Origin of the sequence: Paenibacillus cookii (assembly GCF_018333375.1) — a bacterium.
GTDB classification, from domain to species: Bacteria; Bacillota; Bacilli; order Paenibacillales; family Paenibacillaceae; genus Paenibacillus_AQ; species Paenibacillus_AQ cookii.
The window spans coordinates 33256-59922 of the sequence record NZ_BORW01000035.1; the positions used below are offsets into that span (position 1 = coordinate 33256).

30 protein-coding genes and 2 pseudogenes are annotated in these 26667 nt (G+C 50.1%); 7 read left to right on the forward strand and 25 right to left on the reverse strand.

The genetic code is table 11. The features are described from left to right. Positions 1–3: 3 nt before the first annotated feature. On the reverse strand, positions 4–411 hold the full coding sequence (locus KI367_RS22470; RefSeq protein WP_212952225.1) for a BlaI/MecI/CopY family transcriptional regulator: 408 nt from the start codon (positions 409–411) through the stop codon (positions 4–6). A 146-nt stretch (positions 412–557) separates the two neighbouring features. Beyond that, positions 558–1295, reverse strand: coding sequence for a hypothetical protein (locus KI367_RS22475; protein WP_212952226.1), 738 nt, complete (start codon positions 1293–1295; stop codon positions 558–560). Positions 1296–1637: 342 nt separating this feature from the next. On the opposite strand from KI367_RS22475, the pseudogene KI367_RS27310 reads away from it, so the two are divergent. Next, positions 1638–1801, forward strand: a pseudogene (locus tag KI367_RS27310) (class I SAM-dependent methyltransferase); the annotation flags it as partial. A gap of 94 nt (positions 1802–1895) precedes the next feature. On the opposite strand, the pseudogene KI367_RS22480 reads toward KI367_RS27310, so the two are convergent. From KI367_RS22480 to KI367_RS27320, 3 genes and pseudogenes are all read right to left on the reverse strand, one after another. Next, positions 1896–2180, reverse strand: a pseudogene (locus tag KI367_RS22480) (CD3324 family protein). Between the two features lie 71 nt (positions 2181–2251). Continuing rightward, entirely contained in the window at positions 2252–2509 is a 258-nt protein-coding gene (locus tag KI367_RS27315) for an MmyB family transcriptional regulator (protein ID WP_246537201.1), read from the reverse strand. Next, on the reverse strand, positions 2437–2736 hold the full coding sequence (locus tag KI367_RS27320) for a helix-turn-helix domain-containing protein (RefSeq protein ID WP_246537198.1): 300 nt from the start codon (positions 2734–2736) through the stop codon (positions 2437–2439). Before KI367_RS27320 ends, KI367_RS27315 begins: the two co-directional genes overlap by 73 nt. A gap of 211 nt (positions 2737–2947) precedes the next feature. On the opposite strand from KI367_RS27320, the gene KI367_RS22490 reads away from it, so the two are divergent. Together KI367_RS22490 and KI367_RS22495 are read left to right on the forward strand one after the other, a co-directional pair. Beyond that, positions 2948–4366 (forward strand): MFS transporter, encoded by a 1419-nt coding sequence (locus tag KI367_RS22490; RefSeq protein WP_246537202.1) that lies wholly within the window; start codon positions 2948–2950, stop codon positions 4364–4366. Positions 4367–4372: 6 nt separating this feature from the next. Continuing rightward, a complete protein-coding gene (locus KI367_RS22495; protein ID WP_212952228.1) occupies positions 4373–4747 on the forward strand; it encodes a VOC family protein in 375 nt (124 codons plus the stop codon). A 165-nt stretch (positions 4748–4912) separates the two neighbouring features. Here KI367_RS22495 and KI367_RS22500 read toward each other — a convergent pair whose 3' ends face one another. Further along, positions 4913–6304, reverse strand: a complete 1392-nt coding sequence (locus tag KI367_RS22500; protein ID WP_246537199.1) for a family 4 glycosyl hydrolase — start codon at positions 6302–6304, stop codon at positions 4913–4915. A 175-nt stretch (positions 6305–6479) separates the two neighbouring features. On the opposite strand from KI367_RS22500, the gene KI367_RS22505 reads away from it, so the two are divergent. Then, entirely contained in the window at positions 6480–7331 is an 852-nt protein-coding gene (locus tag KI367_RS22505) for an AraC family transcriptional regulator (protein ID WP_212952230.1), read from the forward strand. A gap of 138 nt (positions 7332–7469) precedes the next feature. Here the strand turns inward: KI367_RS22505 and KI367_RS22510 are convergent, their stop codons facing one another. The 7 genes from KI367_RS22510 to KI367_RS22540 form a co-directional block, all read right to left on the reverse strand. Further along, positions 7470–7853 (reverse strand): cupredoxin domain-containing protein, encoded by a 384-nt coding sequence (locus KI367_RS22510; RefSeq protein WP_212952231.1) that lies wholly within the window; start codon positions 7851–7853, stop codon positions 7470–7472. Positions 7854–7910: 57 nt separating this feature from the next. Then, complete coding sequence (gene tatA / locus KI367_RS22515; protein ID WP_212952232.1) at positions 7911–8105, reverse strand: twin-arginine translocase TatA/TatE family subunit; 195 nt, start codon at positions 8103–8105, stop codon at positions 7911–7913. Positions 8106–8176: 71 nt separating this feature from the next. Next, positions 8177–9856, reverse strand: coding sequence for a GMC family oxidoreductase (locus KI367_RS22520; RefSeq protein WP_212952252.1), 1680 nt, complete (start codon positions 9854–9856; stop codon positions 8177–8179). 67 nt (positions 9857–9923) lie between these two features. Beyond that, positions 9924–10709, reverse strand: coding sequence for a gluconate 2-dehydrogenase subunit 3 family protein (locus tag KI367_RS22525; protein ID WP_246537200.1), 786 nt, complete (start codon positions 10707–10709; stop codon positions 9924–9926). A 434-nt stretch (positions 10710–11143) separates the two neighbouring features. Next, on the reverse strand, positions 11144–12412 hold the full coding sequence (locus tag KI367_RS22530) for a cytosine deaminase (protein ID WP_212952234.1): 1269 nt from the start codon (positions 12410–12412) through the stop codon (positions 11144–11146). Beyond that, positions 12381–13658, reverse strand: a complete 1278-nt coding sequence (gene codB, locus KI367_RS22535; RefSeq protein WP_212952235.1) for a cytosine permease — start codon at positions 13656–13658, stop codon at positions 12381–12383. The genes KI367_RS22530 and codB overlap by 32 nt, the downstream gene beginning before the upstream one ends. Positions 13659–14064: 406 nt before the next feature. After that, on the reverse strand, positions 14065–14781 hold the full coding sequence (locus KI367_RS22540) for a MerR family DNA-binding transcriptional regulator (RefSeq protein ID WP_212952236.1): 717 nt from the start codon (positions 14779–14781) through the stop codon (positions 14065–14067). Positions 14782–14934: 153 nt separating this feature from the next. Between KI367_RS22540 and KI367_RS22545 the strand changes: the two genes are divergently transcribed. Both KI367_RS22545 and KI367_RS22550 read left to right on the forward strand, forming a co-directional pair. Then, a complete protein-coding gene (locus KI367_RS22545) occupies positions 14935–15618 on the forward strand; it encodes a DUF6273 domain-containing protein (RefSeq protein ID WP_212952237.1) in 684 nt (227 codons plus the stop codon). Between the two features lie 55 nt (positions 15619–15673). Next, positions 15674–15871, forward strand: a complete 198-nt coding sequence (locus tag KI367_RS22550) for an RCC1-like domain-containing protein (protein WP_212952238.1) — start codon at positions 15674–15676, stop codon at positions 15869–15871. Positions 15872–15931: 60 nt separating this feature from the next. Here KI367_RS22550 and KI367_RS22555 read toward each other — a convergent pair whose 3' ends face one another. From KI367_RS22555 to KI367_RS22565, 3 genes are read right to left on the reverse strand one after another with little or no spacing between them, the layout of a single operon-like run. Further along, a complete protein-coding gene (locus KI367_RS22555; protein WP_212952239.1) occupies positions 15932–16276 on the reverse strand; it encodes a hypothetical protein in 345 nt (114 codons plus the stop codon). Between the two features lie 6 nt (positions 16277–16282). Continuing rightward, positions 16283–16714, reverse strand: coding sequence for an SHOCT-like domain-containing protein (locus KI367_RS22560; RefSeq protein ID WP_212952240.1), 432 nt, complete (start codon positions 16712–16714; stop codon positions 16283–16285). 38 nt (positions 16715–16752) lie between these two features. Beyond that, positions 16753–17118 carry a DUF2089 domain-containing protein gene (locus KI367_RS22565; RefSeq protein ID WP_212952241.1) on the reverse strand — a complete coding sequence of 122 codons (366 nt, stop codon included), beginning with the start codon at positions 17116–17118 and terminating at the stop codon, positions 16753–16755. Positions 17119–18088: 970 nt separating this feature from the next. Here KI367_RS22565 and KI367_RS22570 point away from each other — a divergent pair. Then, entirely contained in the window at positions 18089–18883 is a 795-nt protein-coding gene (locus KI367_RS22570) for an SDR family NAD(P)-dependent oxidoreductase (protein WP_212952242.1), read from the forward strand. Positions 18884–19061: 178 nt separating this feature from the next. Here KI367_RS22570 and KI367_RS22575 read toward each other — a convergent pair whose 3' ends face one another. The 9 genes from KI367_RS22575 to KI367_RS22615 all read right to left on the reverse strand — a co-directional run bounded on the left by KI367_RS22575 (position 19062) and on the right by KI367_RS22615 (position 26373). Beyond that, a complete protein-coding gene (locus KI367_RS22575; protein ID WP_212952243.1) occupies positions 19062–20642 on the reverse strand; it encodes a DUF4179 domain-containing protein in 1581 nt (526 codons plus the stop codon). Beyond that, entirely contained in the window at positions 20623–21195 is a 573-nt protein-coding gene (locus tag KI367_RS22580) for an RNA polymerase sigma factor (RefSeq protein WP_212952244.1), read from the reverse strand. Before KI367_RS22580 ends, KI367_RS22575 begins: the two co-directional genes overlap by 20 nt. Before the next feature lie 216 nt (positions 21196–21411). Beyond that, positions 21412–22266: a stalk domain-containing protein gene (locus KI367_RS22585; RefSeq protein ID WP_212952245.1), complete on the reverse strand. Its 855-nt coding sequence runs from the start codon at positions 22264–22266 to the stop codon at positions 21412–21414. 247 nt (positions 22267–22513) lie between these two features. Next, positions 22514–23281: an ABC transporter permease gene (locus KI367_RS22590; protein WP_212952246.1), complete on the reverse strand. Its 768-nt coding sequence runs from the start codon at positions 23279–23281 to the stop codon at positions 22514–22516. Then, entirely contained in the window at positions 23281–24051 is a 771-nt protein-coding gene (locus tag KI367_RS22595; protein WP_212952247.1) for an ABC transporter ATP-binding protein, read from the reverse strand. Before KI367_RS22595 ends, KI367_RS22590 begins: the two co-directional genes overlap by 1 nt. A gap of 14 nt (positions 24052–24065) precedes the next feature. Next, the gene (locus tag KI367_RS22600; RefSeq protein ID WP_212952248.1) at positions 24066–24932 is read right to left on the reverse strand and encodes a pentapeptide repeat-containing protein; all 867 of its coding nucleotides are present in this window, start codon (positions 24930–24932) and stop codon (positions 24066–24068) included. Between the two features lie 301 nt (positions 24933–25233). Continuing rightward, on the reverse strand, positions 25234–25629 hold the full coding sequence (locus KI367_RS22605) for a cupin domain-containing protein (protein WP_212952249.1): 396 nt from the start codon (positions 25627–25629) through the stop codon (positions 25234–25236). A gap of 90 nt (positions 25630–25719) precedes the next feature. Continuing rightward, complete coding sequence (locus KI367_RS27665; protein ID WP_373316252.1) at positions 25720–26001, reverse strand: carboxymuconolactone decarboxylase family protein; 282 nt, start codon at positions 25999–26001, stop codon at positions 25720–25722. Between the two features lie 195 nt (positions 26002–26196). Continuing rightward, complete coding sequence (locus tag KI367_RS22615) at positions 26197–26373, reverse strand: hypothetical protein (protein WP_212952250.1); 177 nt, start codon at positions 26371–26373, stop codon at positions 26197–26199. Between the last annotated feature and the right edge of the window lie 294 nt (positions 26374–26667).

Below are 26667 nucleotides of genomic sequence, written 5' to 3' on the forward strand. Positions count from 1 at the left end.
CCGTTATCTCTCTTTTCCCGGTTCGCCGACGCTGCGGTTTTCGTCAAATAAAGCCTTCAGATCCTCGACTTCCTGTGCGTTCAGCTTTCTATCCTTTAATAAGTTGGCCAGCATCGGCTTTAATGCCCCGCCATACAGCTTTTTCATAAAGGATGTGGTTTCGGACAGCAAAAATTCCTGCTCGCTGATGATGGGATAATACAGCTGGGTGCGCTTTGAACCCTCTTCCAGCTTGGCCCCCGCTGCTTCCTTCTGCACTAATCGGTTCAAGAGCGTCCGCGTCGTATTCGGGCTCCAGCCCATTTTGTCTGCGAGTTGCTTTACAACTTCACTGGAAGGGCAATCGGGATTTGCCCATAACACCCGCATAATTTCCAGTTCTGCATCCGTAACCGATGGTATTTGTTTCATGCATGTAACCTCCAAAGTTCATTCGCCTTAACTACATACGTAGTATAGTTCATGCTACATTTGTAGTTTGGTGATGTCAACATTTAAGAGAGATAAGATTCCCTATTTTTGTTACATGCACAAATCCGCGCCGCTTCCCAAACATATTATTTCTTTACCGCAGCCTTCAGCATCGCGATTTTCTTTTCTCTAGGGATATCCGAAGTGGCAGAGACACCGTATTCGTATTTGCCGCCATCATACCAGAATACGGATTTTGGATAGATATTCGCAGGAAGCGTATCGTTAAAGAACCCTTTCTTTTTGCTTCCCTCCGGATCTTTTGTATACTTTGAGAAAGTTAACGTGCTCTTTCCGTTCGTATACTTGAGACGGATATCCGCCGCTTCCTTCCACTCTATTTTCTTCGCATAGATCGGTTTGCCGCTTTTTTTGCCTTCGGCCTTTACTTCATCAACGAATTTCCCTTTTGTTGGACCTTCGATGGTCGCTGACAAGAACTTGTATCCGGCCGGCAGGTTTGCGGGCTGCTTCAGGATCGAACCCTCCAAAGTGGAAGCTCTTTTCAAGTAGGCTTCGTAAGAAGAGAACTCTTCCACCAGTCCCCAATAGCTAAGTGAAAGTCCGCTATTTAACTGAGGATATTTGTGATATAGGACATACGACTCGCCTGGCTTTTTGGATAGCTCCTTTATTCTGTTGATCTCGTCTTCGATAAACTTTTTGTCCTTTTCAGGTATAGATTTGGTCGCCTCGGCTGTTTTTTTAACGGTTTCTTTCTGAGCTTCCTTATAAGATTTCGTTTCCGCCGCAAAGCTCGCCGAGGAACCCAGCAGTAATACACTGCTTAATGTTACGATTGCCGCTTTTGATGCTACATTCATTTTGTAATGCTCCTTTCCTGGTATGGTTTAGCAAACTACAATTGTAGTTGACATTAATCTATACTACAGTTGTAGTTGAATGGTGTCAACCCTTTTTATAAAAATACATCTTGCTATTTAAGATTCCCCTTTCAGCCACTAATCCGTTTGGATGTATCAATTATTCCGGCAGTCCGGACGGGGCAGCGTGCTCCGAAGAGGTGAATTTACTGATATCATGCTTCATTGACACACGATAGGTCGTTCATATCCGAGGGATTAAATAGACTGTTCTATGAATAATTTGGGTAGATTTGTCCATAGACTCGTTTAGGCTCATATTTTTTACATTTGGGAGGGCGCGATGTCTCGGGAAATAGGATGCTGGAGATCGGCTGTGGCACCGGTCATTCCTTGCAATATCAGGGGGAACGCAATGCATCTGACTATGGGCTCTGGATATATCCGAAAAACAGATCGAAAAAGCAAAGCAACATTTGACGGCATGCGGCCTTTCGGCAACAATAGCTTAGAATTGTATTCGACATAAAACAATATCTATCGACGTCATTCAAGGAAGATACTTTCTAACGCTAAAAAACACTGACGAAGAAGCCTTCATCAGTGTCGTTCGCTACTTTTATTTTCCGAATAAACAATTTTCTTAATGGTTTCAATGGAGAGAAAATAGTCTTTAGCAAGCTGCCCAACACTGCTATTATTCTTAAAAGCGTGACTAATAGCGGCATTTCGGCGATCTAACCACTGTCTTCCGCCACTCAAGCTTCCCCAATGTTTATATTCCTTCTTCTGTTTAGGAATGTAAATGGTCTCTCCCTGCACCTACTGTTGGATTTCTGTAATAAGTTTTTCGGGTAATATTTTTTTGCATTCGTATATTTCAATTCGCTTCACTCTTCATTCCACATGCTTCATACACTTTCCTGGTTCATGAATTTTGATGCTTGTGAACAACCTCACTTAGCCGCCTGAACCGGGATATATACCGTCATCTTTAAGTCTGGGCAATCCGCAACCGTAAGCGACTGATGCTCGAACATAAGTTCACCGAGCCTTGGGTGATTGAACCTTTTAAGCCCAAGCGGGATACCTAACACTTCATGGTGTTCCCACCATTGCTTGAATTTTTCGCTCGTGTTCTTCAGCAAGTCAACCAACTCTTCAAACGAAGGATCGCCAATGTGCTGACCGTAGCTGGTCCGAAATTGGGCCAGGAGGCTCTGTCCAGAACCTGCGCGGAAGGCCGGACGTCCCGCCCTTGTTCCAGCCACGTATACCAAATGTTGCTCACACCGGCGATGTCCGCCACTTCTTCGCGGCGAAGCCCTTTCGCCCGCCGATGCGGCGCGCTTTGAATACCAAGCTTGGACGGGGATATGCGCGTTCGGCGCGATTTCAAAAAAGCTCCTAATTCCTTGCGGCGTTTCAAATCATCTTCCACAATCGTTACCTCCGGTCATCTGGATTGAGCTTAAGATATGATATTATCCGTTCATTCGATCCGGGTATTATTTTTTATAATCGTATAAACGGTATGCTTACGAAAAAAAACTTTTCATCTAGGATAGGGATATAACTTGTTGAGAAGGGTGATTGAAATGACCAAGACAAATAGGGAGCTCATCGATCCTCGCAGGTGGTGGGCATTGGCGGTGGTGTTGGCAGCGACATTTATGGCTTTGCTTGATTCTTTTATCGTCAATGTTGCGATTCCCTCCATCCAATCCGATTTAAGGGCGAGCGCCTCGGACATTCAGTTTATTCTAGCGGGATATACCTTGGCCTATGCCGTTCTGCTGATTACCGGGAGCCGTCTCGGCGATATGTTTGGGCGTAAACGTCTGTTTCTTACGGGGATGTTAGGATTCGTTGTCGCTTCGGCGCTATGCGGCGTTGCTCCCTCGGCGCCGTTTCTGATCCTGTTTCGCGTACTTCAAGGCGTAACGGCGGCGGCCATGATGCCGCAGGTGCTCGCCATGATACAAGTGAGTTTTCCCGAGAATGAAAAAGCGAAAGCCATTGGTTTGTACGGTGCGACCATCGGTATCGCCACCGTATCCGGGCAACTGCTCGGGGGTTATCTAATCAGCCAAAATCTGTTCGAATTGGGATGGCGATCCGTGTTTCTCGTGAATGTCCCGATCGGTGTGGCTGCGTTATTGGCCGGAATCCCGCTGCTCCAAGAATCACGCAATCCTGCAGCCAGACGTCTTGATCTGGCCGGAGCGCTCCTATTAACGATAAGCCTGCTGGCGCTTGCATTTCCTCTTGTTCAAGGCCGTGAGGCGGGTTGGCCCGTATGGTCGTTTATCCTGCTCGCCTGCTTCCCGGTAGGTTTGACACTGTTTATTATATATGAGCGCAAAATACTTGAAAACGGAAAATCGCCGCTTCTCGCTCCTTCGCTTTTCCGCGATCGTTCCTTTAGCCTTGGCACATCGCTCATTCTCGTCTTTTATGCGATCGCTTCGGCACTTTTCTTCACGTTGGCCGTGATGCTGCAGCAGGGCTTCGGCTACTCTGCTTTGACTTCAGGGTTAACCTATTTGCCGCTTGGAATCGGCTTCTTCCTCGCTTCACTGGCATCCCCAAAGCTCGTGAGCAAGTTCGGACCGGCCGTTCTATTAGTTGGAGCCATAATTACTGTCGGCGGCATCGGTTACACATTGGAAATTGTCCATCATGACGGCGGCCATCTGGTTTGGATGGCGCTTTGGCCGAGCTTGTTCGTCATTGGCGTAGGGCAAGGCGCCTGCGCGGCGCCGCTGATCGGCACCATTCTGTCCAAGGTCCGTCAGGCAAACATCGGGGCGGCTTCCGGGGTGTTGACGACGGCAACCCAGCTCAGCACCGCGCTAGGCGTATGTTTTGTCGGAATCTTTTTCTATCGGGCTTTGAATATTTCCGATTTGCCCGGTACTCATGCCCGCTACGCACACGCCTTTACCGTTGCACTGGTATTTGTTCTTATCTTGTCCGTCATTTATGCATTCCTGCTGATCTTCCTAATGAAAGCGGGACAGCGGCGGCAACCGGAGAAAGCTGTCAGCGCTTCGGGACAAAGGGGGTGATTCGTGATGGCCGGCTACCTGAATCAAATACGTTTCCACGATATCGCTGTGGCAAATCTGGAGTATTCGCTTGCATGGTACCATTCATTTCTCGGCTTTGAAGTTCGATCTAAGAATGATCAAATAGGTGTACTTAGCTTGGGGCGAGGTCCGGATTTGATTCTCACCGCGCCTGATTTCAGGTCGTCTATGGGGAAGCTAAGCATGGATGAGAGGGCTGTTCCTATCATCGGATTCGAGACTCATCAAATTGATGAGTTCTATCGCTTCCTTCGTTCAAAAGGCGTTCCGGTTACGCCCCTTCGCGATGAGTACATTGGCCGTTACTTTGGATTTATTGATCCTGATGGAAACATGTACTCTGTACTGAAAGGTAATTAGGCCCCTACTTTCAAAAATTTATTAGCCACCATTCCACAACTCCCGCGGAAGCATTGGAGCAAATCCGAGTAATCCCACAACAACTTTCTTATTAGACTCGAAAAATAAAAAAACGCTCACCGCCGATTCGGCGGTTGAGCGCCTGTTCCAACAAATCCAGTTTAGTCAATCCATGTACCAAGCGTCCGGGATCATCTCGCGTTCCATCGCCAGCAATTCTTTGATGATCTTGTCCGCGTCGCTGATGGAATTTACGAGCGGATCCGTCAACATCGCTCTCCTCAGCTTCTCGTAGCTCTGCTCCACGACCGCCTCCGCCGTAAGCTCATGCGTATCGAGCACAAGCTCCTGCATGCCTCGAATTCCCCGCGGCATCTCGCCTACGTGAACCGGCTTCGCCCCGTCCATGCTCACGTCGCACAGCAGTTCCAGGAACGAGTCGTCGCTCATATTCGTCACCGCGCCGCGGTTAAGCGTGTTGATGAAGAATCGTTTCCCCAGGTTTCCCACCATATTTTCGATAATGTCCGTCGCATGATCCGGGCCGAAGGTACTCATGTAATCGGCGATCGGAAGGTTCCCCAAGAGGAAGTCGTCCACCTGCCGCCACATCTCATCGTGACGTTGATACCGGTCCTCCGTCTCCCAAATCGATAAAGGCGGGATGGCGTCCGGCGTCTTGCCCAAACCTTGCCAATAACGAACGTATTCCTTCGTGTGGGCCGTGCAGGTAGGAATACACCCGAATATATCGTAAAGTTCATACGTGATGGCGTCGTTATGGAGCGCTTTCGCGCCGCGGTCCCCGCCGTTGTTCTCCTCGCCGGCTGCCTTACGCATGGCCTCCGCGATCGCGGGCATGACATTTTTCCCTTCGTATTCTGCTTTCAGCAGCCACGTGAAATGATTGACGCCGGCAACACGGAAATCGAACTTCCGATTAATCTCTTCGGTGAACTCGCTTATGTCCGCGATAATTCCGGCTCGTATTGCGTAATGGGCCTTCTTATGCGGCATATGGTGGCTGTCGCATAATGCGAACGATTTCAAGTTCGGCGCATAACGGTGCAACGCGATACCATGGACGGTAGACGGATTGATATAGTTGATAACCCAAGCGCCGGGGCACAGCTCTTCAATGTCTTTGGCGCATTCCATAATGACCGGCAATTCCCGCATCGCCCGAAAAATACCGCCCGGTCCGATCGTATCACCGGAGCACATGCGGATGCCGTATTTTAAAGACACCTGGCAATCGATGCCCCGATATTTCACCGATTGCTCCGCAAAGCTGAGAACGACGAAGTCGGCCCCGGAAAGCACCTGTCTCCGGTCCGTCGAGCCCTCCACCTTCAAAGATACGTTGTTTTCCCGGGCTACCATTTCCGCAAGCCTTACCATTTTCGATAACCTTTCTTCGTCCGTATCCACCAAAGCAAGCGTCCCTTGATTCAGGTATGGGGAGTGGACCATCTGCCAAATCGACTGACGACCGAAAAATAGACTGCCTGCTCCGATGACGACAACCTTCGGCTGCTGTATGTTCGAAACGTTCACGAAAAAACCCCTCCTTATAGGATATAAATCCATTATAGGAGAACGGCTGGGAAGCGGAATGTGCGGTAGTTTTGAATACATGTCATATAGTACGATCAAGCACATCCTATATGTTCTTTGATATACTAGTTAAAAATGACGAATGTCATACGGTAGAGGTGATACGGAGATTCCTATGAATGAAAACATGATGAACATGAGTATAATCAACGATCTCTCGGAGTATATTACTCTCCGCATGAGCTCCTATTTGGAGCAGAGTCACGATAAGCACTGGATCGAACACAAGTCCCATCCCGATTACGACCTCTGGTTCATTCAATCGGGTTCCGTGAAGGTGACGATCGACAAGTGCGAACATACGGCGGTCCCGGGAGACGTGGTGTTTTTTTATCCCGATATGCCCTATATCGCATCGACGACCGAAGACGTATGCCGGTTCATTTACATTCATTTCGAGTTCGGCATCGGAGAACAAAAGCGAATTCTGGGCGAGTTTCCACTCCCGGGTATCGTGCCGGGCGAGCTGATCCGGGAAGAAGCGGCGTTGTTCACCAAAGCTTATCGTCGGTTGAAACAGGGCAGCGGCATCCCGGGGAACCGACTCTATTTAAAGGCTTGCCTCCTCGCCGTCATCGCGAAGATCGTCGAGCTTCACGGGCAAGGCGCTTACACCGGTGCGTTTCTCAACGGCAGGAAACCGAGAAAAACCGAAGGAAGCTTGGATGTGCTGCAGGATGTATTCCAATACGTGGATGCGAACTTGCACCGTTCCATACGGATGAACGAACTCGCGGCGATTGCCGGCGTTTCCGAAAAGTATTTTATCTCCTATTTCAAGAAAAACGTGGGCATCACGCCGGGGCAGTATATTTCCCAAATCAAAATGAATCGGGCAAGAGACTATCTCTACGAAAAAAAATACACGATCCAACAAATTGCAGGTTTCCTCGGCTTTCCTGATCCGTTCACATTTTCGAAAGCTTTCAAGAAATATTACAACGTGCCTCCTTCGAAATTCGAGTAGCCGCGTTTCATCGGTACAACGCATCTCATCCCGTGATCATTGCCGTTTTTGCGTTCTCCCGTTGCATCGGAAAATACAAATTGGTATAGACCATACAAAAAAGCCGCAACAATGCGGCTTTTAAGCGTTTAAGCATGCTTATTCAACAATCAGGGTTCCCTTCATGTCGCTGTGTCCGGCTCCGCACATGACGGAGCAGTGGAATTCATGCTCCCCGGCCTGATCGGCGGTAAATTCGGCCGAGCCCGGCTGCTGCAGGTCCACGTTGAAATCCGGAATGGCCAGGCCGTGGTTTCCATCTTTGTTCTCCAGCGTAATTTTGACTTTCTCGCCTTTTTTGACTTTGATCTCCGAAGGCTCGAACTTAAAGTTTGACGCCGTCACCTTGATTTCTTTCACGCCGTCCGATCCGCCCGAAGACGAGGACCCGTCCGACGAGCCGCCTCCTTTTCCGCTGCTTCCGCAGGCGCTTAGTACCAGAACAAGCATTAACGTAAGTCCCATCAGCATCCATTTTTTCATGTTACATCCCTCCAGATGAAATCATTAAGTTGCCTTTGTCGATGCATACAAATCATTCTAAAGCTCTTGCCGGGTGCGCCCCGCTTCCTGCTTCTCATCCTCCTCTTCCGTCAGCTGCCGGGCGGAACTGCGGAATTCGTGAAGCGTCGTTCCCACCGCCCTGCCAAGCTGCGGCAGCTTGGACGGCCCGAACAGCAAGAGGGCGAGCAGCAGCAACAGCAACAGCCCCGGTATTCCGATCGTTGAAAGCATGGTCCATCCCTCCTTTCCAAGGACGTTATATCAATTCGTAAGACGATCGGAAGCATGAGGCACTGAGCCGTTCAGACAAGCATGCCTCCCTGTTTCAAATATTTCTGGATCCCTTCTGCCGCCCTGTAGGCGAGCGCGCCGACGGTATCGGTCGGATTGTATCCGCTGTTGTGCGGGAATGCCGAAGCACCCACGACGAACACGTTTTCCGCTTCCCACATCTGCAAATAGCTGTTCACGGCGGACGTGTCAGGGTCCGAACCCATAATAACGCCGCCTGTGTTGTGGGTAGATTGGTAAGGGACGATATTATACGGGTCCAACTTATCCTTGATCTCCATATGGGAAGGACCCATCTCCTTCATGACCTCACCCGCCTTGCCGGCCACAAATTTCGTCAGCTCCCGGTCCTGGTCCTCAAAGTCAAACGTAATCCGCAGCAGCGGTTTGCCGTAAATGTCTTTATAGGTCGGATCGAGATCCAGGTAATGGTGCTTCCAAGGGAGGCTGGCCCCCTGCGTCGCGACGGTCAGCACCCGGTTGGCATATTTCAGCGTGGTTTCCTTCCACTTCTTGCCCCAGGTCGGCGTGCCTTGCGGCGCCGGATTGTTCTCGATCGGACGCAGGCCGTTTTGGCTGATCCGGATGCCTGCCCCGTGCAAAAACTTCAAATCGGAGTGATCGAAATTGTCCCCGTTGAAGTCGTCGAACTCCATGCCGAGCGCTCCGGCTCCCATGAACGTGCTGAACTCTTCGTCATCGTAAAAGCCGACTGCATGCCCGGAGTTGACCTGATATGCGTAATTCCGGCCGATCGTTCCCCGTCCGGTCTTTCGGTCGTAGGGCGTCCCGAGCTTGGAGTTCAGCAGCAATCGCACGTTGTTCAGCACGAAGCTGCCGAGAATGACCACGTCCGCCGGCTGGGTCACCTCTTCCCCGGTCACCGTGTTGATGTACACCACGCCGGTCGCTTTTTTGCCGTCATGAAGAATTTCCGTCACGTTCGAAAACGTGCGCACTTCCAGCTTGCCGGTGGCCATCGCCGTCGGGATGACGGTCACGACAGGGTCGGCCTTGGCGCCGTATTCGCACCCGAACCGCTCGCAATAACCGCAGTACTGGCAGGCTGCCCGGGAGATGCCGTCGGGATTTTTATAGTTCTCGCTCAGGTTGGCCGAAGGGATCATATACGGATGGTATCCGAGCTTCTTCGACGCCTCTTCGAACCTTTGCAAAATCGGCGTTTTCTTCATCGGCGGGGTCGGAAACGGATTGGACCGTTTGCCAAGCATCGGATTGGCTTCCGATTCCCCGGAAATGCCGGCCATCTGCTCAAACTTGTCGTAATACGGTTCGATTTCGTCATACGTGATTCCCCAGTCCTGCAGCTGCATGCCCTCGGGAATTTTGCCTTTTCCATACCGCTCCACCGTCTTGCTGTAGATCTCAAAATCATATGGAAGAAAGCGGTGCGTCTGCCCATTCCAGTGCGTCCCGGCACCGCCGAGCCCGTCCCCCAGCAGAAAGGAGCCGTAGCTGCGCATCGGCAGCGCCCTCATGGATTCCGAATTGCGGAACGTGATCGTTTCCTTGGACAGATCCTGCATCAATTCAAAACGCCGCGCATACCGGAGCTCGTCATGATCCATGAAATAATCCTCCGTGCTCCGGCTCTTACCGCGCTCCAGTCCGACGACCTGGATGCCCGCTTTGGTCAGCTCGGCCGCAATAATGCCGCCGACCCAGCCCATTCCAACAATAACCACAGGTACTTTAGGTAATTTGGCCACGTCTGATGTCCCCTTATATCCGTGAAATTTATTCGCTCATGTGAGCCTGCAGGCTTTTCGGCTGGATCTTGACCAGCCCTTCCTTCGTAATCTGCTGAGCATAGCTCATTTGGTTGCCCGGAAAATTGCGCATCTTCCATCCGTTCATATTCCGGTTGCCGCCATAGAGCGGATCCGCGTAGACCCCTTCGATCGTCAAATTCCTCAGCATGTTGAAGAAACTGCTGCTCGTTACCCCGCGCATGGGGAAATGGTCTCCTTTCTCCATGGCGGCCAGCACTTCATCCTGCTGCTGGGCCTCAAGCTCCGTAAAATCCTTTTGATGCTTTTGCCGGCAGTAGCTTTTCAGCCCTTCCAGCCCCAGCGTGAACATTTCGTTGCGCTTCAGGCGCGACTGTTCTCCCTGCGTTGCCTGGGCTTGGACGAAAGGACCCATCATATAGTCCCTCGCGTTATAACCCCAAGGGCCTGCAAGCTGATGATCAATAAAAAAGGCCACGCCCAGCGCCTTGGCACCGGGACCGTTCTCATCTTCGGGATAAATCCGTTCCACGGCCGCTTCGGTCATTTTAAACTGCTCCTGATTAAAAAACATCAGCGCATCCTGCAGCGAAGCTTCCGGCTTGTTGCTGGCCGGCGCGGGCGCGGGGGCATGATTTTTCTCCAGACTGTCCGTCAAGACGCCCCCGAACACGCCGCCGACGACCAAACCGCCCAGCGTCATGCCCGAGGCTTTCAAAAATTTCCGCCGGGATTCATCCAGTTGTTTTGACCGGGCCGGCTTGCTGTTTTTTCTCAGTTTCAGTCCTGGCAACATGATCCCTCCGATTATGAATATTGTGGATACAATAATTAACACCACTGCGAATGAGTTACCCAAAATTTCTCTGTATTAAACGGCAGCATCTGACATGAGCTGTCATATCGGGACCAAATGCCTAGCAAGACGCCGCCTGCGATTTTCAAAAAACGCCCTGCTCTGCGTGAATGAGCGCGCACGCCGCCTGCTTCGGTTTCGGCAAGACCCGTCCCGTTTAGGACGCAAAAAAGGCCGCAGTGATGCGGCCATTCAACCCGTATGCTTCTCATCCGAAACGAATGTATTTATCCGTTTTTTAACGCACTAAAAATCCCCTCATGCGTGACAGGAGGATTTCGCGTTCACGCGATCCTTGTTACCCTGTCAGCCATGAGGGGATGTTGGTTTAATGCGAAGGCTCTGCTTGATGCAACCCGCGCTTCATTCGGTTATTTATTGAAAGTGATTTTCTCCGGACCGCCCTCAAGCACGATCGACGTGTCCCGCGGCTTCGTTTCCGCGATTTTGCGGCCGCCTCTGAACGAATAAAGCACTGCCGCCTGTTTGCGTACGGCTTCATATTCGTTTTCTGCTTCGAGAACGATGAAGTTGGCCGGCTTGCCTTCTTCAATGCCGTACGCATCCTCGATATGCAACGTTCTTGCGCTATTTTTCGTAATAAGGTCGATCGAATTCACGATTTGATCGTAACCGAGCAGCTGCGAAGCATGGATGCCCATGTGCAGCACCTGGAGCATGTTGCCCGTGCCTAGCGGATACCATGGATCAAAGATGTCATCGTGCCCGAAGCACACGTTGAGCCCGGCTTCCTGAAGCTCTTTGACGCGCGTCAGCCCTCTTCTTTTCGGATAGGTGTCGAAGCGGCCCTGCAGGTGGATGTTAACCAAAGGATTGGAGACGAAATTCAGGTCCGCCATCTTCAGCAATCTGAACAATTTGTACGTATAAGCATCATTGTAGGATCCCATCGCCGTCGTGTGGCTTGCGGTCGTCCGGGAGCCCAGCCCGCGTTCGTAGGCTTCTTTGGCGACGACTTCCACGAAACGGGATTGCTCGTCGTCGATTTCGTCGCAATGGATGTCGATGAGACGGTCGTATTTTTCAGCGAGATCAAACGCGACCTTCATCGAATCCACGCCATACTCCCTCGTGAATTCGAAGTGCGGTATGCCTCCGACCACGTCAACGCCCATTTTCAGCGATTCTTCCAGCAGTTCCGCGCCGTTCGGGTAGGAGTGAATGCCTTCCTGCGGAAAAGCGACGAGCTGGATATCGATGTATGGCGCCATCTCTTCTTTGACTTCAAGCATCGCCTTCACTGCGGTCAAGCTTGGATCGGTGACGTCCACATGCGTCCGCACATGCTGGATGCCCTGCGCGATCTGCCACTTCAGAGCCGTTTTGGAGCGCGTTTTGACGTCTTCGTGCGTCAGGAACGCCTTGCGTTCCGACCAGCGCTGGATGCCTTCGAAGAGCGTTCCGCTCAAATTCCATTCCGGCTCGCCGGCCGTCAGCGTAGTATCCAGATGAATATGAGGTTCAATGAACGGCGGCAGTACAAGCGATCCGTGAACGTCCATGATTTCATCGTCCGCCGTTGGTTCCAGCGATTGCGTGATTCGTTCAAACTTCCCGTCCTTCACGACGATATTCCATAAGCCTTCTTTACCCCGCAATTTTGCGTTCTGTATAATCATTTGAATTCCCCTTTTCTTTTGATTCTTTGGCAGGAACGATCAGCATCAACACGATGTAAACCACCGCCGTGCCGATCAGTGCGTTCAATGGCGTTACTCCCGGAGCCAGCTGGGCGAAAGCTACGCCGATGGCCCAAGCGGCCATCGCTATCCAGTTTACCTTCTTAAAAGCCATATCGGCAAAAGGTTTATAGTTTCTCCGCTTCACAACGAAGTAGTCGGCGACGATGATCGCCCCGATCGACGGGATCGCTGCGCCCAGCACATTCAGAAACCCGACGAAATTGTTGTACATCCACATGGCAAATACGGTACCTACGATGCCGTTCACAACGACGAAAAACTTTTTCGAAATTTTCGTGATGTTGGCGAAGCCCAGCCCGGAAGCATACAGGGCATTATCGTTGGTCGTCCAGATATTCAGCCCCAGAACGATGATCGCCGGAACGATCAAACCTTGCAGGAACATGACCTCCGAGATATCCGCCAGGTTATAAGCCATTGCGCCCACCGCACCGAACAGGAACATGAGCGAGTTCCCCAGGAAAAACGAGATGACCGTCGCGATCACCGCCTGCCGGGACGTCCGGGAAAACCGGGCGAAATCGGGCGTCAGCGTTCCGCCGCTAATAAATGACCCGATACAAATGGTCAACGCTGCCGCAACCGTCAGCGACTGCGACGGCGTGTAATCGAGCAAGCCTTGCAGGCCGCCCAGTGAATTTGCTCCCTCGAACATCGAATACCCGCCGAGAATGGCAATGGCCGGAACCGCAATATAGCCCAAAATGACGAGCGACTTCATGCCGAAGATGGCGGACGCCGTCATGGCGAGACCAAACAAGAAGATCAGCAGGTATACGTTCCAATCCATCGCCCTCGCGACCGGAACCGCGAACATGGCCACGCCGACGCCGAACCATCCGACCTGCGTGAAGCCAAGCAGGAACGAAGGAAGGTACGACCCTTTCTCACCGAACGAATATTTTGCCAGCAGATGCGTTGAGAGGCCCGTTTTGGCGGCGATATGTGCCAGCGCTCCCGTATAGATGCCGAGAACCAAATTTCCCGCAAGCACAATTCCGATGAACTCCATGAACGTCAAGCTGACTCCCAGCGTCCCTCCTGCCAACATGCTTGCCGAGAAGAACGTGAACGCCAGCATGACGGAAAATGTCTTCAAAAAATTGTTTCTCTGCGTTTTCGGTACCTCTTGCCACGAAAACTCTTGATCTTGTTTGCTCATCAGAATACCTCCAGCTTCAAGTTTCCTGATACCAAAAAAGCAGAAAAAAGAGGCTACTCGTCAAGTTTCAAACTGACAAAGTAGCCTCTTTTTTTACATCATAACCCGCGCGAAGACACAGAGCATCCCCCTGACGGAACATGCACCGATTCACGCGTGATTATAAACATCCGCTGCCCTTGCCAGCCTCTCTGGACTGATTTAAAGGTACCAGTATTCAATTACATTCTATTATTTTGGAAAAACCCGCGGATGTCAATGTCATTATTATCCAATGGTACTGTAAACGAAAGTGACCTGCAAGCTCTCAAAGCAATTTAATAACAAATGCCCCGGGCCATCCTCGGAAAATCCTCCGCAAACTTGTCGCAGCTTCAGAGAGCAAATGCGGCCCTTTTATAAGTATTCAATTTTCGTCTCTTCTTTGCAAAACGTCGATATATTTCATCATTTCGGATATGCCGTTCATTTGATTTTTCAATTGGTCATCCAGCCGTTGCAAAGCCATTTTGAAGGAGCGTTCAATTGCGGCGAGATCGTGCGTCTCTAGAGCTTCAAGCAATTGCTTCATGCTTTCGATAAAATAAACGGTTTTTCTTAAACTGCTTAGCACAATAATCTTTTTTAACTCTCGGGACGTAAAGGCCCTATAACCGTTCTCCGGATTCCGCATAGAGCGGATAAGCCCTTCCTTCTCCCAATGCCGGATCGCGGATGGGTTGACGCCTGCGATCGCGGCGACCTCCCCGATTTTCATCTCTTCCGTGACCTGCACATTCCTGTACTTGGAGAAGTCGGTTTTTTGAACCAGGCTCATGATCTCTTCCAATCGTTGTTTCTCGGCTTGGATGTTGTGCTGTTGTAAGTTGATTTTCCACAAAGCCTGTTCGACGCGTCCCTTTTTTAACAACCCCATGACGTCGTAGCTGACGGGAATGCCGAACCCCTTTTTTAAGGCACGCAAAGCTGTAAATGCCTGAACATGGCACGGCGTATAGCATCTCCGATTGCCGGCCGTCCGTGGGACGTCGGGCACCAAGCCGAGTGTTTCATATCTTCTCAATGTGGTGGTGCTGACATGAAGTCTCGTGGCCATTTGTTTCGGCGTAAAGTTTTGGTCCATCGGCTGCACCTTCCTTAAAGTCAAACCCTAAAGTACAGCAACAATATTATAAGGAATCCCCTCCCTCCCCACAAGGACGATTGGCATATAAACCGAAATCTTGCATGAATGTTGTATGATCGGAGTCGGATAGAAAAATCAAGGAGGGAACTTATGGAAAAGGATCTTTTGGCCTTAACCTGCGGGAACACAAAGCCCGGCGAATTCATTACGTTCGGCAAGTATCCACAGACCGCAGACGGTATAGAACAGGAGATTGTATGGCGCGTACTTCAAAATTCAGGAAACGAGCTGTTTGTTTTGAGCGAATCGATTTTGGACTGCAAGAGGTACCACGGCCAAAGCACGGAATTGAAGTGGCGGGATTGCACGGAAACGACGTGGCATGACTGCGATTTGCGCGAGTGGTTGAATCATGAATTCTATGATGCGGCGTTCCATGCGGCCGAAAAGCGGCTCATCAAGACGACTTATTGCGCGGGTAACGGAGAAGGCTGCCCGGATACCGGGGACAAAGTCTTTTTGCTAAGCGTTGACGAGGTCAAAGTTTTAACCGAAATTCACGGCAAGGGTTTGCTGCGCGCCGTCGGAACCGGTTTTGCCAAGACGAAAAAGCCCGACGGATGCAGCTTATATGTGTATGATAAAACAAACAAAGATAACTATATCATGAAAGACGGCGAAGAACTCGGCTGCTCGTGGTGGTGGCTGCGAACGCAAGGCAACAAGCCGACGCGTGCGTGTTTTGTAGGAACAGGCGGCAGTATTCGCAGTTATGGGAATAACAGTATCGGCGGTTATGGGGTGCGTCCTGCTTTAAGGATCCATCTTTCATGATAAAGATGAGGCATGAAATGATATAAACCAAGTCTTCTTTTCTAGGAGGTTAAACATGGATAATCGTTCACCGAAAGAAACCGCGTTAACAGTGAAACGGTGGCCTAAAGCTCCCCTGGCGGCGGGTCGTCGCCACACCGTCGGCCTGAAAACGGACGGCACGGTGGTGGCTGTAGGCGATAACGAATATGGCCAATGCGATGTAACCGATTGGCATAGCATCCAACGGCCAGGCCATTCGTTTTCAAGGTGATGAATCTATATGGACATGAGAGCCATGCGCCGATGTTCCCTCGCATGGCTTATACGGTCACTACAATTTAATAAATACTTTCGTGCCGTCCTTCGCTTGAACATCAACCAGGACCGTTCCTTTGCAACGTTGCAGCTCCTGGACGAGCTGCCTGATTGCTTCCTTCGTGTTTCGGTCTTCGAGAATCGACAGCAGCAGCTCGATCCCGAACCGGCTGCCGTCCGGATCAAAATCTTCCTTTTGACTTGGGTGCGCACCCGAATGCCCGCCGTTTTTGTTCAGCCATCCCTTCATTTTGCGCTGGACAAAATTGGAGGTCAGGATGCCGCTCCCCATGCGCAGCACGGTATATGGGACTGGAATCGTAAGAGAGCCCTCTTTGCTCTTCACCTTCACAATCATCATGACTCATCACTCAATTACTATGGAGACGGTATCCTTTTCACCGGAACGGACGTCCACGATTTGCCCGTCGAGCTCGTTCTCGATGGCATCGATCAAGAGATGGATATCGATATCCTTCACATATTTCGCGGCCTGCGGAATATTGGAAGCGATGCTGTGCCCCGCTCCAAGAAAAGCCTTCAGCAGTTTAATCGGCAAATTGATGCTGACATTATCGTTATCTTGGGTTGTTACCCGTATTTTTAACGTTTTGTCTAAATAAGCGCCGGATGAGGACGACGGTTGCGTTGCATAGTCGGCTTTCCCAAGCACCTGCATGCTTGGCGAAGTAAGGGGCATTTGCTTTTCTTTTAGCGCGCTAATCAACTCTGAAGCCTTGTCTGAATCAATTTTGCCTTCCTGCATCATGGACAGCACTTTGCTGATTTCTTCTTTCATCGTTTTTTCCTCCTGAACGTTTTTTGGGCGCGATAGGCTTATTCGTCCTTCAACATTTTGACGGCTTCATCGGCGGTAATTTCGCCATTTTCCAGCATGGAAATGACCTTCTTCTCATCGACTTCCGGCTTCTTCCGCGTATCGTATCCGAGGGCCGCAATGACATCATTAAGCTTGCCGCGGACCGTCGGGTAAGATATGCCGAGCTCTTTCTCCACTTCCTTGATGTTGCCCCTGTTCACTAGAAAAGTGATGACAAAATGGAGCTGTTCGGGCGAGAGTAGAGCCAGCTTCGACAATTCGAACTTGTTCTCGATTGTCGTCCGGCAATGCCCGCATTCCAGCTTGACGGCGTGCAGCGGATGGTCGCATACGGGACACTGTGTGATGATGGGATATTTCATACGCTACTCCTTTCTTTTTTTGAATTATAAACCAGTAAATACCATTTGTAAATATAAGAAATCAATTTTATTAATCACGAAATTAATTTTGTTGATTTTACATGTTGCTATGATAAACATTTTAAAGCATTTGATTAAAAACAAAAATGTCCGAATCGGTCGTCTACCTCGCATAGTAAATAAAAAAACACTAAAGCAATACATGCTTTAGCCAGGCTGTCGAGAAACCCCCTGTTTTTTTGCAGGGGGTTTAAAATTGCCTCGTCGGTCACTGAAGTAGGGTTCTCAGAGCGCTTTAAATCGATTTTTATTTTAAAAGATATGATTCCCCATATAAAAAATAGAGTGTCGAAAAGTCCGTTGGACTTTCTCGACACTCTGACTAAAGCAATACATGCTTTAGCGTCATTATGGAACAAACAGGCTCTCAGCGCTAATTCATCATATGAAATTTGTCATAAACATTTGATCGAAGAAAGAAAAGGAATGCCTTGCTTTTCCAGCACGGAAAAGTCTGCATGTTAAAGCGAACGATGTTCCCAATCGAGCTGCCCCTTCCTCATTTTTGCAATCGGCCCCATGATGCTCATCATCGGTAAGACGTTAGGCGCTTATGTCCTTCCGGGACTTAGCCGCTCCTTCGAGTCGTGGCTTGTCAGCGTTCAAGGTACCGCCGCCACGGGCTGTCTGTACCAGAGCCAAGTTTTGCTTCAAAATTCATAGGCTCCTGGATCGGAATGTTGACTGCCTGCATTCACACGCCCGTTCGAGGTTTGTTTGTCTTGCCCAATAGAACCTTTAGGTGTCTACGGCACTTCAAAGTGCCTACTTTTCATAATTATCCCTAGATCTCATAATAAATTTAACGGTTATTAACCACATTTTGGAGTATGATTCGGTTTGCGGTTGGTAAAGCTACTGCCAGCACAAATCTCGGCTTCTAAAAACATAACATCCAGGAGGGATATGCATGGATTTGGAACTGAAAGGAAAAACGGCACTGGTTACCGGGTCTACGTCAGGAATCGGAAAAGCCATCGCCATGTCGTTGGCGGCTGAAGGCGCCACCGTGCTCATTAACGGACGTCGCGAGGAAAAGGTGAATCAGACCATAAAAGAAATTCAAGAACGGTATCCTGAAGCCGTCCTTCAATCCGCTGTCGCCGATCTAGGAACGGAGCAGGGATGCGAAGAGGTTATCGGAAAATACCCGGAAGTAGACATTCTTATTAACAACTTGGGCATTTTTGAGCCTGTAGAATATTTTGATATTCCTGATGAAGATTGGTTCAAACTGTTTGAAGTCAACATCATGAGCGGTGTCAGGCTGACTCGCCGGTACCTGAAGCAAATGATTCATAACAAGGAAGGCAGAGTCATCTTTATCGCCAGCGAGGCGGCGATTATGCCCTCTCTGGAAATGGCTCACTATAGCGCGACCAAGACGATGCAGCTCTCGCTCTCCCGCAGCTTAGCCGAATTGACCCAAGGAACGAACGTGACCGTAAATACGGTGATGCCTGGTTCCACTTTAACGGAAGGCGTCGAAACCATGTTAAACAGCCTTTATCCTAACGAGAATATGACCATGGACGAAGCCGAAAAGCGATTTATGAAAGAAAACCGGCCGACCTCCATTATCCAAAGGCTTATTCGACCGGAAGAAATTGCACATCTTGTCGCCTTTTTAAGCAGCCCGCTTTCTTCTGCAATCAATGGTTCCGCGTTGCGAATCGATGGCGGATTAGTGCGCAGCGTGTTTTAATCAACCACATGGAAGCCATATAAAATCCCGATGCTTTCAACGCAATACGGCCGGTGCTTCCCGTAAGAAAAATCCTGCCGGACTACCGGCAGGACATCGGCCTAAATACATATTAGCAAAATAGCATATCTCTTTCGTGTCATGATCCGCAGATCTATCCGCCTCCACTTTATCGTGTTCATTTCCCCGGCATATTTTCCCAGGGAAGCTGCGTATCGTCCCACAAGTCCACACTCCAGTCGACATCCTTGAACACGCGGTTAACCACGGTGCGCGTAAGCGTCAGCCTGGAAGGCACATGATCCATTCCATCGATCCGAAACTCGGAATCATGGATGATTTTTTTATCCCCGTCCGGTGCCGAACCATGGCCGACGAAAACCGGGTATTCGCGCCCCTTTTCGTCGATGGCGATCCATTTTTCATTCATCTCCTGATTCACGTAGGTTCCGTTTGCCGTCAGAATCAACACTTGTCCCCCTTTGGAGTCGTATGATCCAAGTTTATACGCGGAAAACGCCAACTCATCGCCCGATCCATGAAATACAGCCGGTTTTGCAGACAGCTCGGCGGGCTTCATGCTGATGGATTCCTTCACGTGGACCGGCATATAAAAGCCATCCAATACGAAACGTATATTTTTGCTTTCGGGCGGCATGGCAAGAGGATGGATGATGTTTATAAACTCCTTGGTTCCCTCGTTATGGGCATCGGCTCGCTCGGATTGAATCAAAGGCTCGAAGACCCCCGGCTTGCCAAAATCGTAACGCCCCCTTTTCCCTTCCCCGTCAACCGTCTCCAAGTGATAGAAGATCTTCAAGTGTTCCGCACTGGCATCGCTCGACTGTCTTTTTAGTTTTTCGCCAAGGGATGCCGCATAATCCAACCGTATTCCGCTTGGTGTCCGGATGATTTTTTTGAAATCAAGCTCCAACCCGTCCGGGGACGTGTAATGCTTGTCAATTTGCTTTTCGGCAGAGAGCTGTTTGGCCTTCCGCGTATCGAGCTTGAATTGAAAATGCCAATTGACCTTCACCGGTTTTCTGTCGGGCATGGTCGCCGTGAACCGTTCAATTTCGCCGATTTCGCTCGTCACCATTACCACATCAGGCACGGGTCCCGTAAAGACATAGGCGTATTCTTCGATTCCCGGATAGGAGTTTAGGGTGACGGGCACGCGTTTTGCTACTTCGTTGCCTTCCAGGTCCGTGATTCGGAAATCGTCCGTTTCCCGCAAAGGAGACTGCAGCACGCTTCCATCCGGCGCGGTCTGGCGGGCGGAAATGACGATTCGCGAGCGGTCGATAAGGACATGCTCAATTTGAATGGCATAACCTTGATCCTCGGCTTTGACTTCCGGTTTTACCAACAATCCAAGGGGTCTCGATCGTTCGTAATCGTTGTACCAAAACCAGTCTTTCATGCCGGGCGGTACCGTTTCTTCCGGAATCGTCGGTTTCGGCTTGTATGTTTTGAACACGCCTGAAACTTTGTCTCTTAGTTCCGGCTGCTGCCATAAAGTCAAAGCCGACCCGAACACGATGACTGCCGCCGCCGCTCCCCCCATCCATTTTAGTTTTCTCCATCTTCTTTTCGCCGAAGCATAAGCGTTCAGGTTCGGCAGCTTTTCCTTGTCGTTCACCATCTGGACGTTGTCCAATTTATCCAAAACCCGTTGCGTAAAATCGGCATCCATATGGAGATCGGAGAACAGGGCATCTTTCATCGTTTGGTCATCTTTATTGGAAAAAGGTTTCATGGGCCAATCCTCCTTTCTTTTCCATCTCTTTTTTCAGTCGTTTTTTTCCGCGATGCAGAGCATTCCGAACCTGGATGCTGCTTAAGCCGGTAATCTCCATGATCTCCTCATACGATAGTTCATTCGTGTATTTGAGGAGCAAAACGAGCCGGTAGGTATCGGGAAGAAGGTTCAGGTACCGGTATATGTCCCGCTGCATTTCTTTGCGGATGATGTGCTGTTCGGGCGTGGCCGCCGGATCGGACTCTTGGGCATGCCCATCCATTTCGGCGGGGATCGGGCGTCGTTTGCGCACATGATCTTTCATGACGTTAACGGCGATCGTATAGACCCAGGCGCTGAAACGGTTTCCTTCCTGATGCCGGGGCAAATACTTGTACACGCGTATGAACGTTTCCTGTGCCAAATCCTGCGCATCCTGATGGCTTGCCCCCATTCCCCGGAAGATTCCGTAAACGTTGTATTTGTACTTATCAACGAGCACGGAAAATAACTGCTTGTCATTAGCAATGATGCGGCGGATCAGCTCCGTCTCTTGCTGTGAATCCATCATGATTGTCCTCCTGACTTGTCATTCACCCTATAGACCTTATCTCGCTGCCAAACTTCTCACTTTCATCGCTTTTTTTGTTAAAGCTTATCAGAAAAAAAATCAGGGCATCGTCTTGGATCATGTGAGTTGAGTCCGTCCTCCGACAGGTTACGAACAAAAAAGCCGCATACCCAATGCGACTTTTTTGTGATTCCGTGTATTTTTTTCGTCCGCCGTTCAGCGTGAGATCACTTCAAGCACTTGGCCGCTGCCATCTTCGATCATGCGTATGTTTTGGTCATCGATGAGTTGAATGGTTCCGTCCGACTCGAAGCTATCATGCTTCTCTTTTAACCCGTGGGCAACGGATTTTCGTATCAACCCTTGATTCTTAAATACCAACGTATACAGGTCATAATCTCCTGTCTTTCGATTCGTGTATTCAATGAATAAAACCTGCAAATGCTGGGGTGTCGATTCGAAGTTTAAGGTAAGTTCATGGGTGTTCACGTTAATGTCCTTCATGCCTAGCGGAATCAAATTCTTTTTTCCCGTATACAAATCAGTAAACTCGAGATTCCCGTTTGCTGCCTGAATCCTAAAGCTGTATCCCAACATGCTTCCATAAAAAGTGTCCGTATAATTGTTGAGTCCCGTCACGGTGACCTTTCCCGTCTTCGGGTCCCTGTCGGCCACTTCCCCGTCCAAAGCGGATGCCAGGAATCGAATCGGTACATAAAGGTGACTGATATACCATACAGGTTCTCTGCCCATATCCACTTCCCGGCCGTCAACTTCGGCAATGCTGCTCCCCATATGTACGACAATGCGTTTCTGATCCCTCTTCAGTACCGCCGTATTGTCATTTTCCATCCCCCACAGCAGGCCTGATCCGCTGCCGAGCGAGAACAAACTTCCGTAAGTCACTCCGTCTTTATGAAGCGTCTGGATATGAGCAGCTTGACCGTCTTCCCATTGGGCTTCGAGCTCCACGTACTTGGATGCCGCCTCTGTTTCTTGAGCGCCCAACGGCAAAATCGCTGATGACATCAATAAAACGGCGATCGCAGTTTTCCACTTCTTGAGTTTCACGACCAATATCCCCCACTAATTGTAAATTAGATTACTACAATACTAACGTTTATTTCTTGTGAAAGTTGCTATCACCATGCAAATGCGCAGAAAGTGTATGGATTACCGTGTCTTCAACAGCCATGGCGGAACCGCGCTCGCATCGTCTCTTGAATGGCGGCGCGGTTCTATTCTCATTGCTCATTTACAACCTGTTTCCAAAATCAAGGGTCTTTTATTCCATCGTTTCGATTCATTTTTAGCTATTTTACCCCCGCTTCTTATACGCTCGCATCGCAAAGAGATAGGCCACGAGCATGATTCCGACGCACCAAGCCAGAGCGACCCATATTTCATTTCCCACCGGCTGGTCAGACAGCAGCGCACGAATAGCTTCCACGATCGAGGTCACCGGCTGGTGTTCGGCAAAGGCCCGGACGACGCGCGGCATCGAATCGGTCGGCACAAACGCCGAGCTGATAAACGGCAGGAAAATAATCGGATAGGAAAAGGCGCTTGCTCCATCGACGGATTTGGCGGACAGTCCGGCAATCGCCGCAACCCAAGTCAACGCCAGCGTAAACAGCATGAGTATGCCGGCTACGGCAAGCCATGGCAGCACCCCCGCCGGCGAACGAAAGCCCATCAGGAGCGCGACGAGAATAATGACGACAAGGGATATGGCATTGGATACCAGCGAGGTCAGCACATGCCCCCACAGTACGGAGGAACGCGCAATCGGCATGGAATGGAACCGCTCAAAGATGCCCCGCTGCATATCCATAAAGAGGCGGTAAGCCGTGTAAGATATGCCGCTTCCAATAGCAATTAACAAAATACCCGGCAGCAGGTAATTCACATAGTTTCCCGTTCCCGTCTGGATCGCGCCGCCAAATACATAGACAAACAGCAGCATAAACGCAATAGGCATGATGGTCACGGTAATAATCGTGTCCATGCTGCGGGAAATATGGCGCATGGAACGCCCGAGCATCACGCCCATATCGCTAAAAAAATGTTTTTTTATCGTTTCCATTACCTTTCCTCCTTTTTGCCGACGATGGCGAGGAAGATTTCCTCCAACGACGGCTGTTTCTCGACATACTCCACTTTGGCGGACGGGAACAGCTTTTTCAGCTCCGAAAGCGTGCCGTTCGCAATAATCCTGCCCTCGTGCAAAATGGCGATTCGGTCGGCAAGCTGCTCGGCTTCTTCCAAATACTGCGTGGTCAGGAATACGGTCGTGCCGCTGTCGGCCAGTTCCTTAACGATCTTCCAAACCTCGATGCGCGACTCGGGGTCAAGACCGGTCGTCGGCTCATCGAGGAAAATGATCTGCGGATTGCCCACAAGGCTTAGGGCGATGTCCAGCCTGCGGCGCATCCCTCCCGAATAAGTGGACGCCTTGCGGTCGGCTGCGCCTGTCAGGCCGAATCGTTCAAGCATGTGATCCGCCACCTGATGCGGGTTTTTGAGGTGTCTCAACTTGGCAATCATCACCAGATTTTCCCGTCCGGTCAAAATCTCATCCACGGCCGCAAATTGGCCGGTCAGGCTGATCGATTGCCGCACGTGATCCGACTTGGCCGCGACATCGAATCCGTTGACGGTGGCGGTGCCGCCGCCAGGCTTAACCAGCGTGGTAAGGATTTTTACCGTCGTCGTCTTGCCCGCGCCGTTGGAGCCGAGGAGAGCGAAAATGCTGCCCTTTTCCACATCGAAATCTACGCCCTTCAGCACTTGGTGCTGCTTATAGGATTTTAGTAGTCCTTTGACTTGAATCGCCTTGGTCTGCACGGTTTGCATCCCTATTCCCTCCCTTATATGACTGTCACTTTGGACAAATCGGCTTCCATCCCTTTAAGGGCGGCATAGGTCAGTTTATCCATCGTTGCGCCGTCAAAGGAGATGGTTTTGATCATGCGATAATACTTCTTCGTTAAAGTAAACCCCGGCTGAAAGGAAACGTTTTTAAAGGTAGCGTGCTTGAACGAAGCTCCGGTCAATGCCGCTTTTTCAAACTTAACGCCGATAAACGTCTGTCCGTCAAAACATTGCCCGCTCAGATCGGAGTGCTTAAAGTCAACGCCATCAAATAAGCATCCTTCAAACACCGCGTTTCTAAGATCGGTCTTCGATAATATGACGTCGGTCAGCCTTGCGTCTGTGAATTTGGCTCCATCCAGGCCCGACGCGGTGAAGTTGGTGCGTACCAGGATCGTTTTATTGAAGCTTGCATTTGTCAGGTCGAGGGCAAACAGGCTGCAATCCGTCAGATTGGCAAAGTCGAAATTAGCTTCACGCACATCGCTGCTCTCAAACGAGCTGCCGGTTAAATCTGCCCCTGAAAAGTCGGAGCCGTGCAGCGCGCTGCCATTAAATCGACCTTGATGAGCCGTCACGCCCGCAAAGTCGCTTTTCGCCAGGTTGCTCGAGCTAAGGTTTGTCACCACTTGCCGTTCCAGCGAACGGGAGAGGTTGGCGACCTCCAGGATCGTTTGCTCGATGTCGCCGATGCCCTCCACCGTCATCTTAAACGCCGTTTCATCGTCCTTGCCTGCGGCTTTAAGTTCACGGAACCGCTCCTGCACATCGGCGAGTAAATCTGCCTTTAATTCCGCGACGCTTTTTACCCCATCATAGGGTGCGAAAATACCGTTCAAATAACTGGATAACTTCTCATTCATCGGGCCATATCTCCTTATAATAAGTTCTCTAACAAGCGCTTTGCATACAGCTTCAGACAAGAGCCGTAAAATCATCGTATCCGTATGACCGCGCAGCGGCTCGGATGTGATTTTGTTATCGCTCCTGCAATCACCTTCATATCTGCATAATAAATCATATTACTGTGTCTGTCAAGGTAATTTGTTTATTAAAATACCTTGGCGGTTTTTCTATTCATTATGCTGAAAATCGCCAATAAACGCGACAAAGCTGCCGATCGATCGTCGATTCGGCAGCTTTGTATTTTGAGCACATTTTTTATTAGAGTTTATTGTATTCTTCCTCTGTTACGGGTTCTAACCAATCGGTTTGCCCCGGCGTAAGTGCCAAGTGTACAAACCAGCTCTCTTTGGTGGCCCCATGCCAATGCTTTACGTTCGGCGGAATGTTGACCACGTAGCCTGTTTGGAGCAGTCGGGCCGGTTTGCCTTCTTCCTGGTACCACCCTTCCCCTCCGGTAACCAACAACACTTGCCCGGCATGGTGAGCGTGCCAGTTATTGCGGGCGCCTGGAGCGAAAGTGACGTTTCCGATCGCCGTATTGAGCGGGGCGGGATCGGTAAACACCATCTGCAAGAAGGCGTCACCGATAAAATGTTGTTCCACTTTCTCACCTAACGGAAAAATAGTGCTGTTGCTTAAATGCTCGTTTTTCATATCATCGTCCCTACTCTCTTTTATTATCATTAGACGGCCAGAACGGTTTGGGCGCGTGTTCAATCCCCTGGACCCGACAGTAAAACGCCACTATTCCGGAATGATTTCGTTTATGCAGCCCAAAGCATTTAATGTTCTCGGAAATCCCATATAGGGAAAGCAATGCGTGATGGCGGCAATCATCGTCTCCTTGTCATTGCCCACATTCAGATTACCCCGGACATGCGCCTTGACTTGACTTTCGGCACCGCCGAGCGCGCTTAACATGCAGAGGGTAAGCAGCTCGCGCGTTTTCAAATCGAGACCTTTTCGGGTGTGGAATGGTGGTTCAGAAACGGAATGCCGATCCCTCCGCGAGCCATGGCAGAACAAACAGGGATATTGCTGGACAGAAATTTCTAACTTTCTGCTCCTTCCCCTTCTGGTTCAAGTCCATTCAAGCAAAAAAGCATGGAGTCGCCAAAAAAAACTCCCGCCTGAATAGTTGGGAGTTTTTACGCTCTTGTATGCTGCTTACAACGTTTTGCAATCCTGCTTGAGGAAAAAGGGTCCGGATATAAAAAGGAATTAGTAAAGTCGCTCTTCGCCCGTCACCGGATTTTTAAATGCGGATCGAAAATCGCTGCCGTTGAGTTCCTCGGATGCTTCGACGTCTTTTGCTGCTTGCGTCTCTTTGAGGGAGTTGGTACTTGGGAACCGGTCCTCGGCCTCGGCTTGTTTGGATTTGGTTTTTTCCTGATCCATTTCAGTTGCCTCCTGGGTAAAATCCTTTTTCCTGTAGGATGCGACTTCAGCTTTATCCCTATACATTCTGAAATACGTTTTGCGCAGTGCGGGATGACCCTTTTTTGAACAGCGTCCTAATCGTCCCTCGCTTTAACAAAAAAGAGCCGCTGATCTGCGACTCTTAAAATCGAGTAGAAGGGGGCGGCAAACCCCCGTCCTCTCACACCACCGTACATGCGGGTCCGCATACGGCGGTTCCAAAAGGTTAACGAAGTTCCAAGTAACGAGAAAGCAAACTTTTCAGCCCTTTCG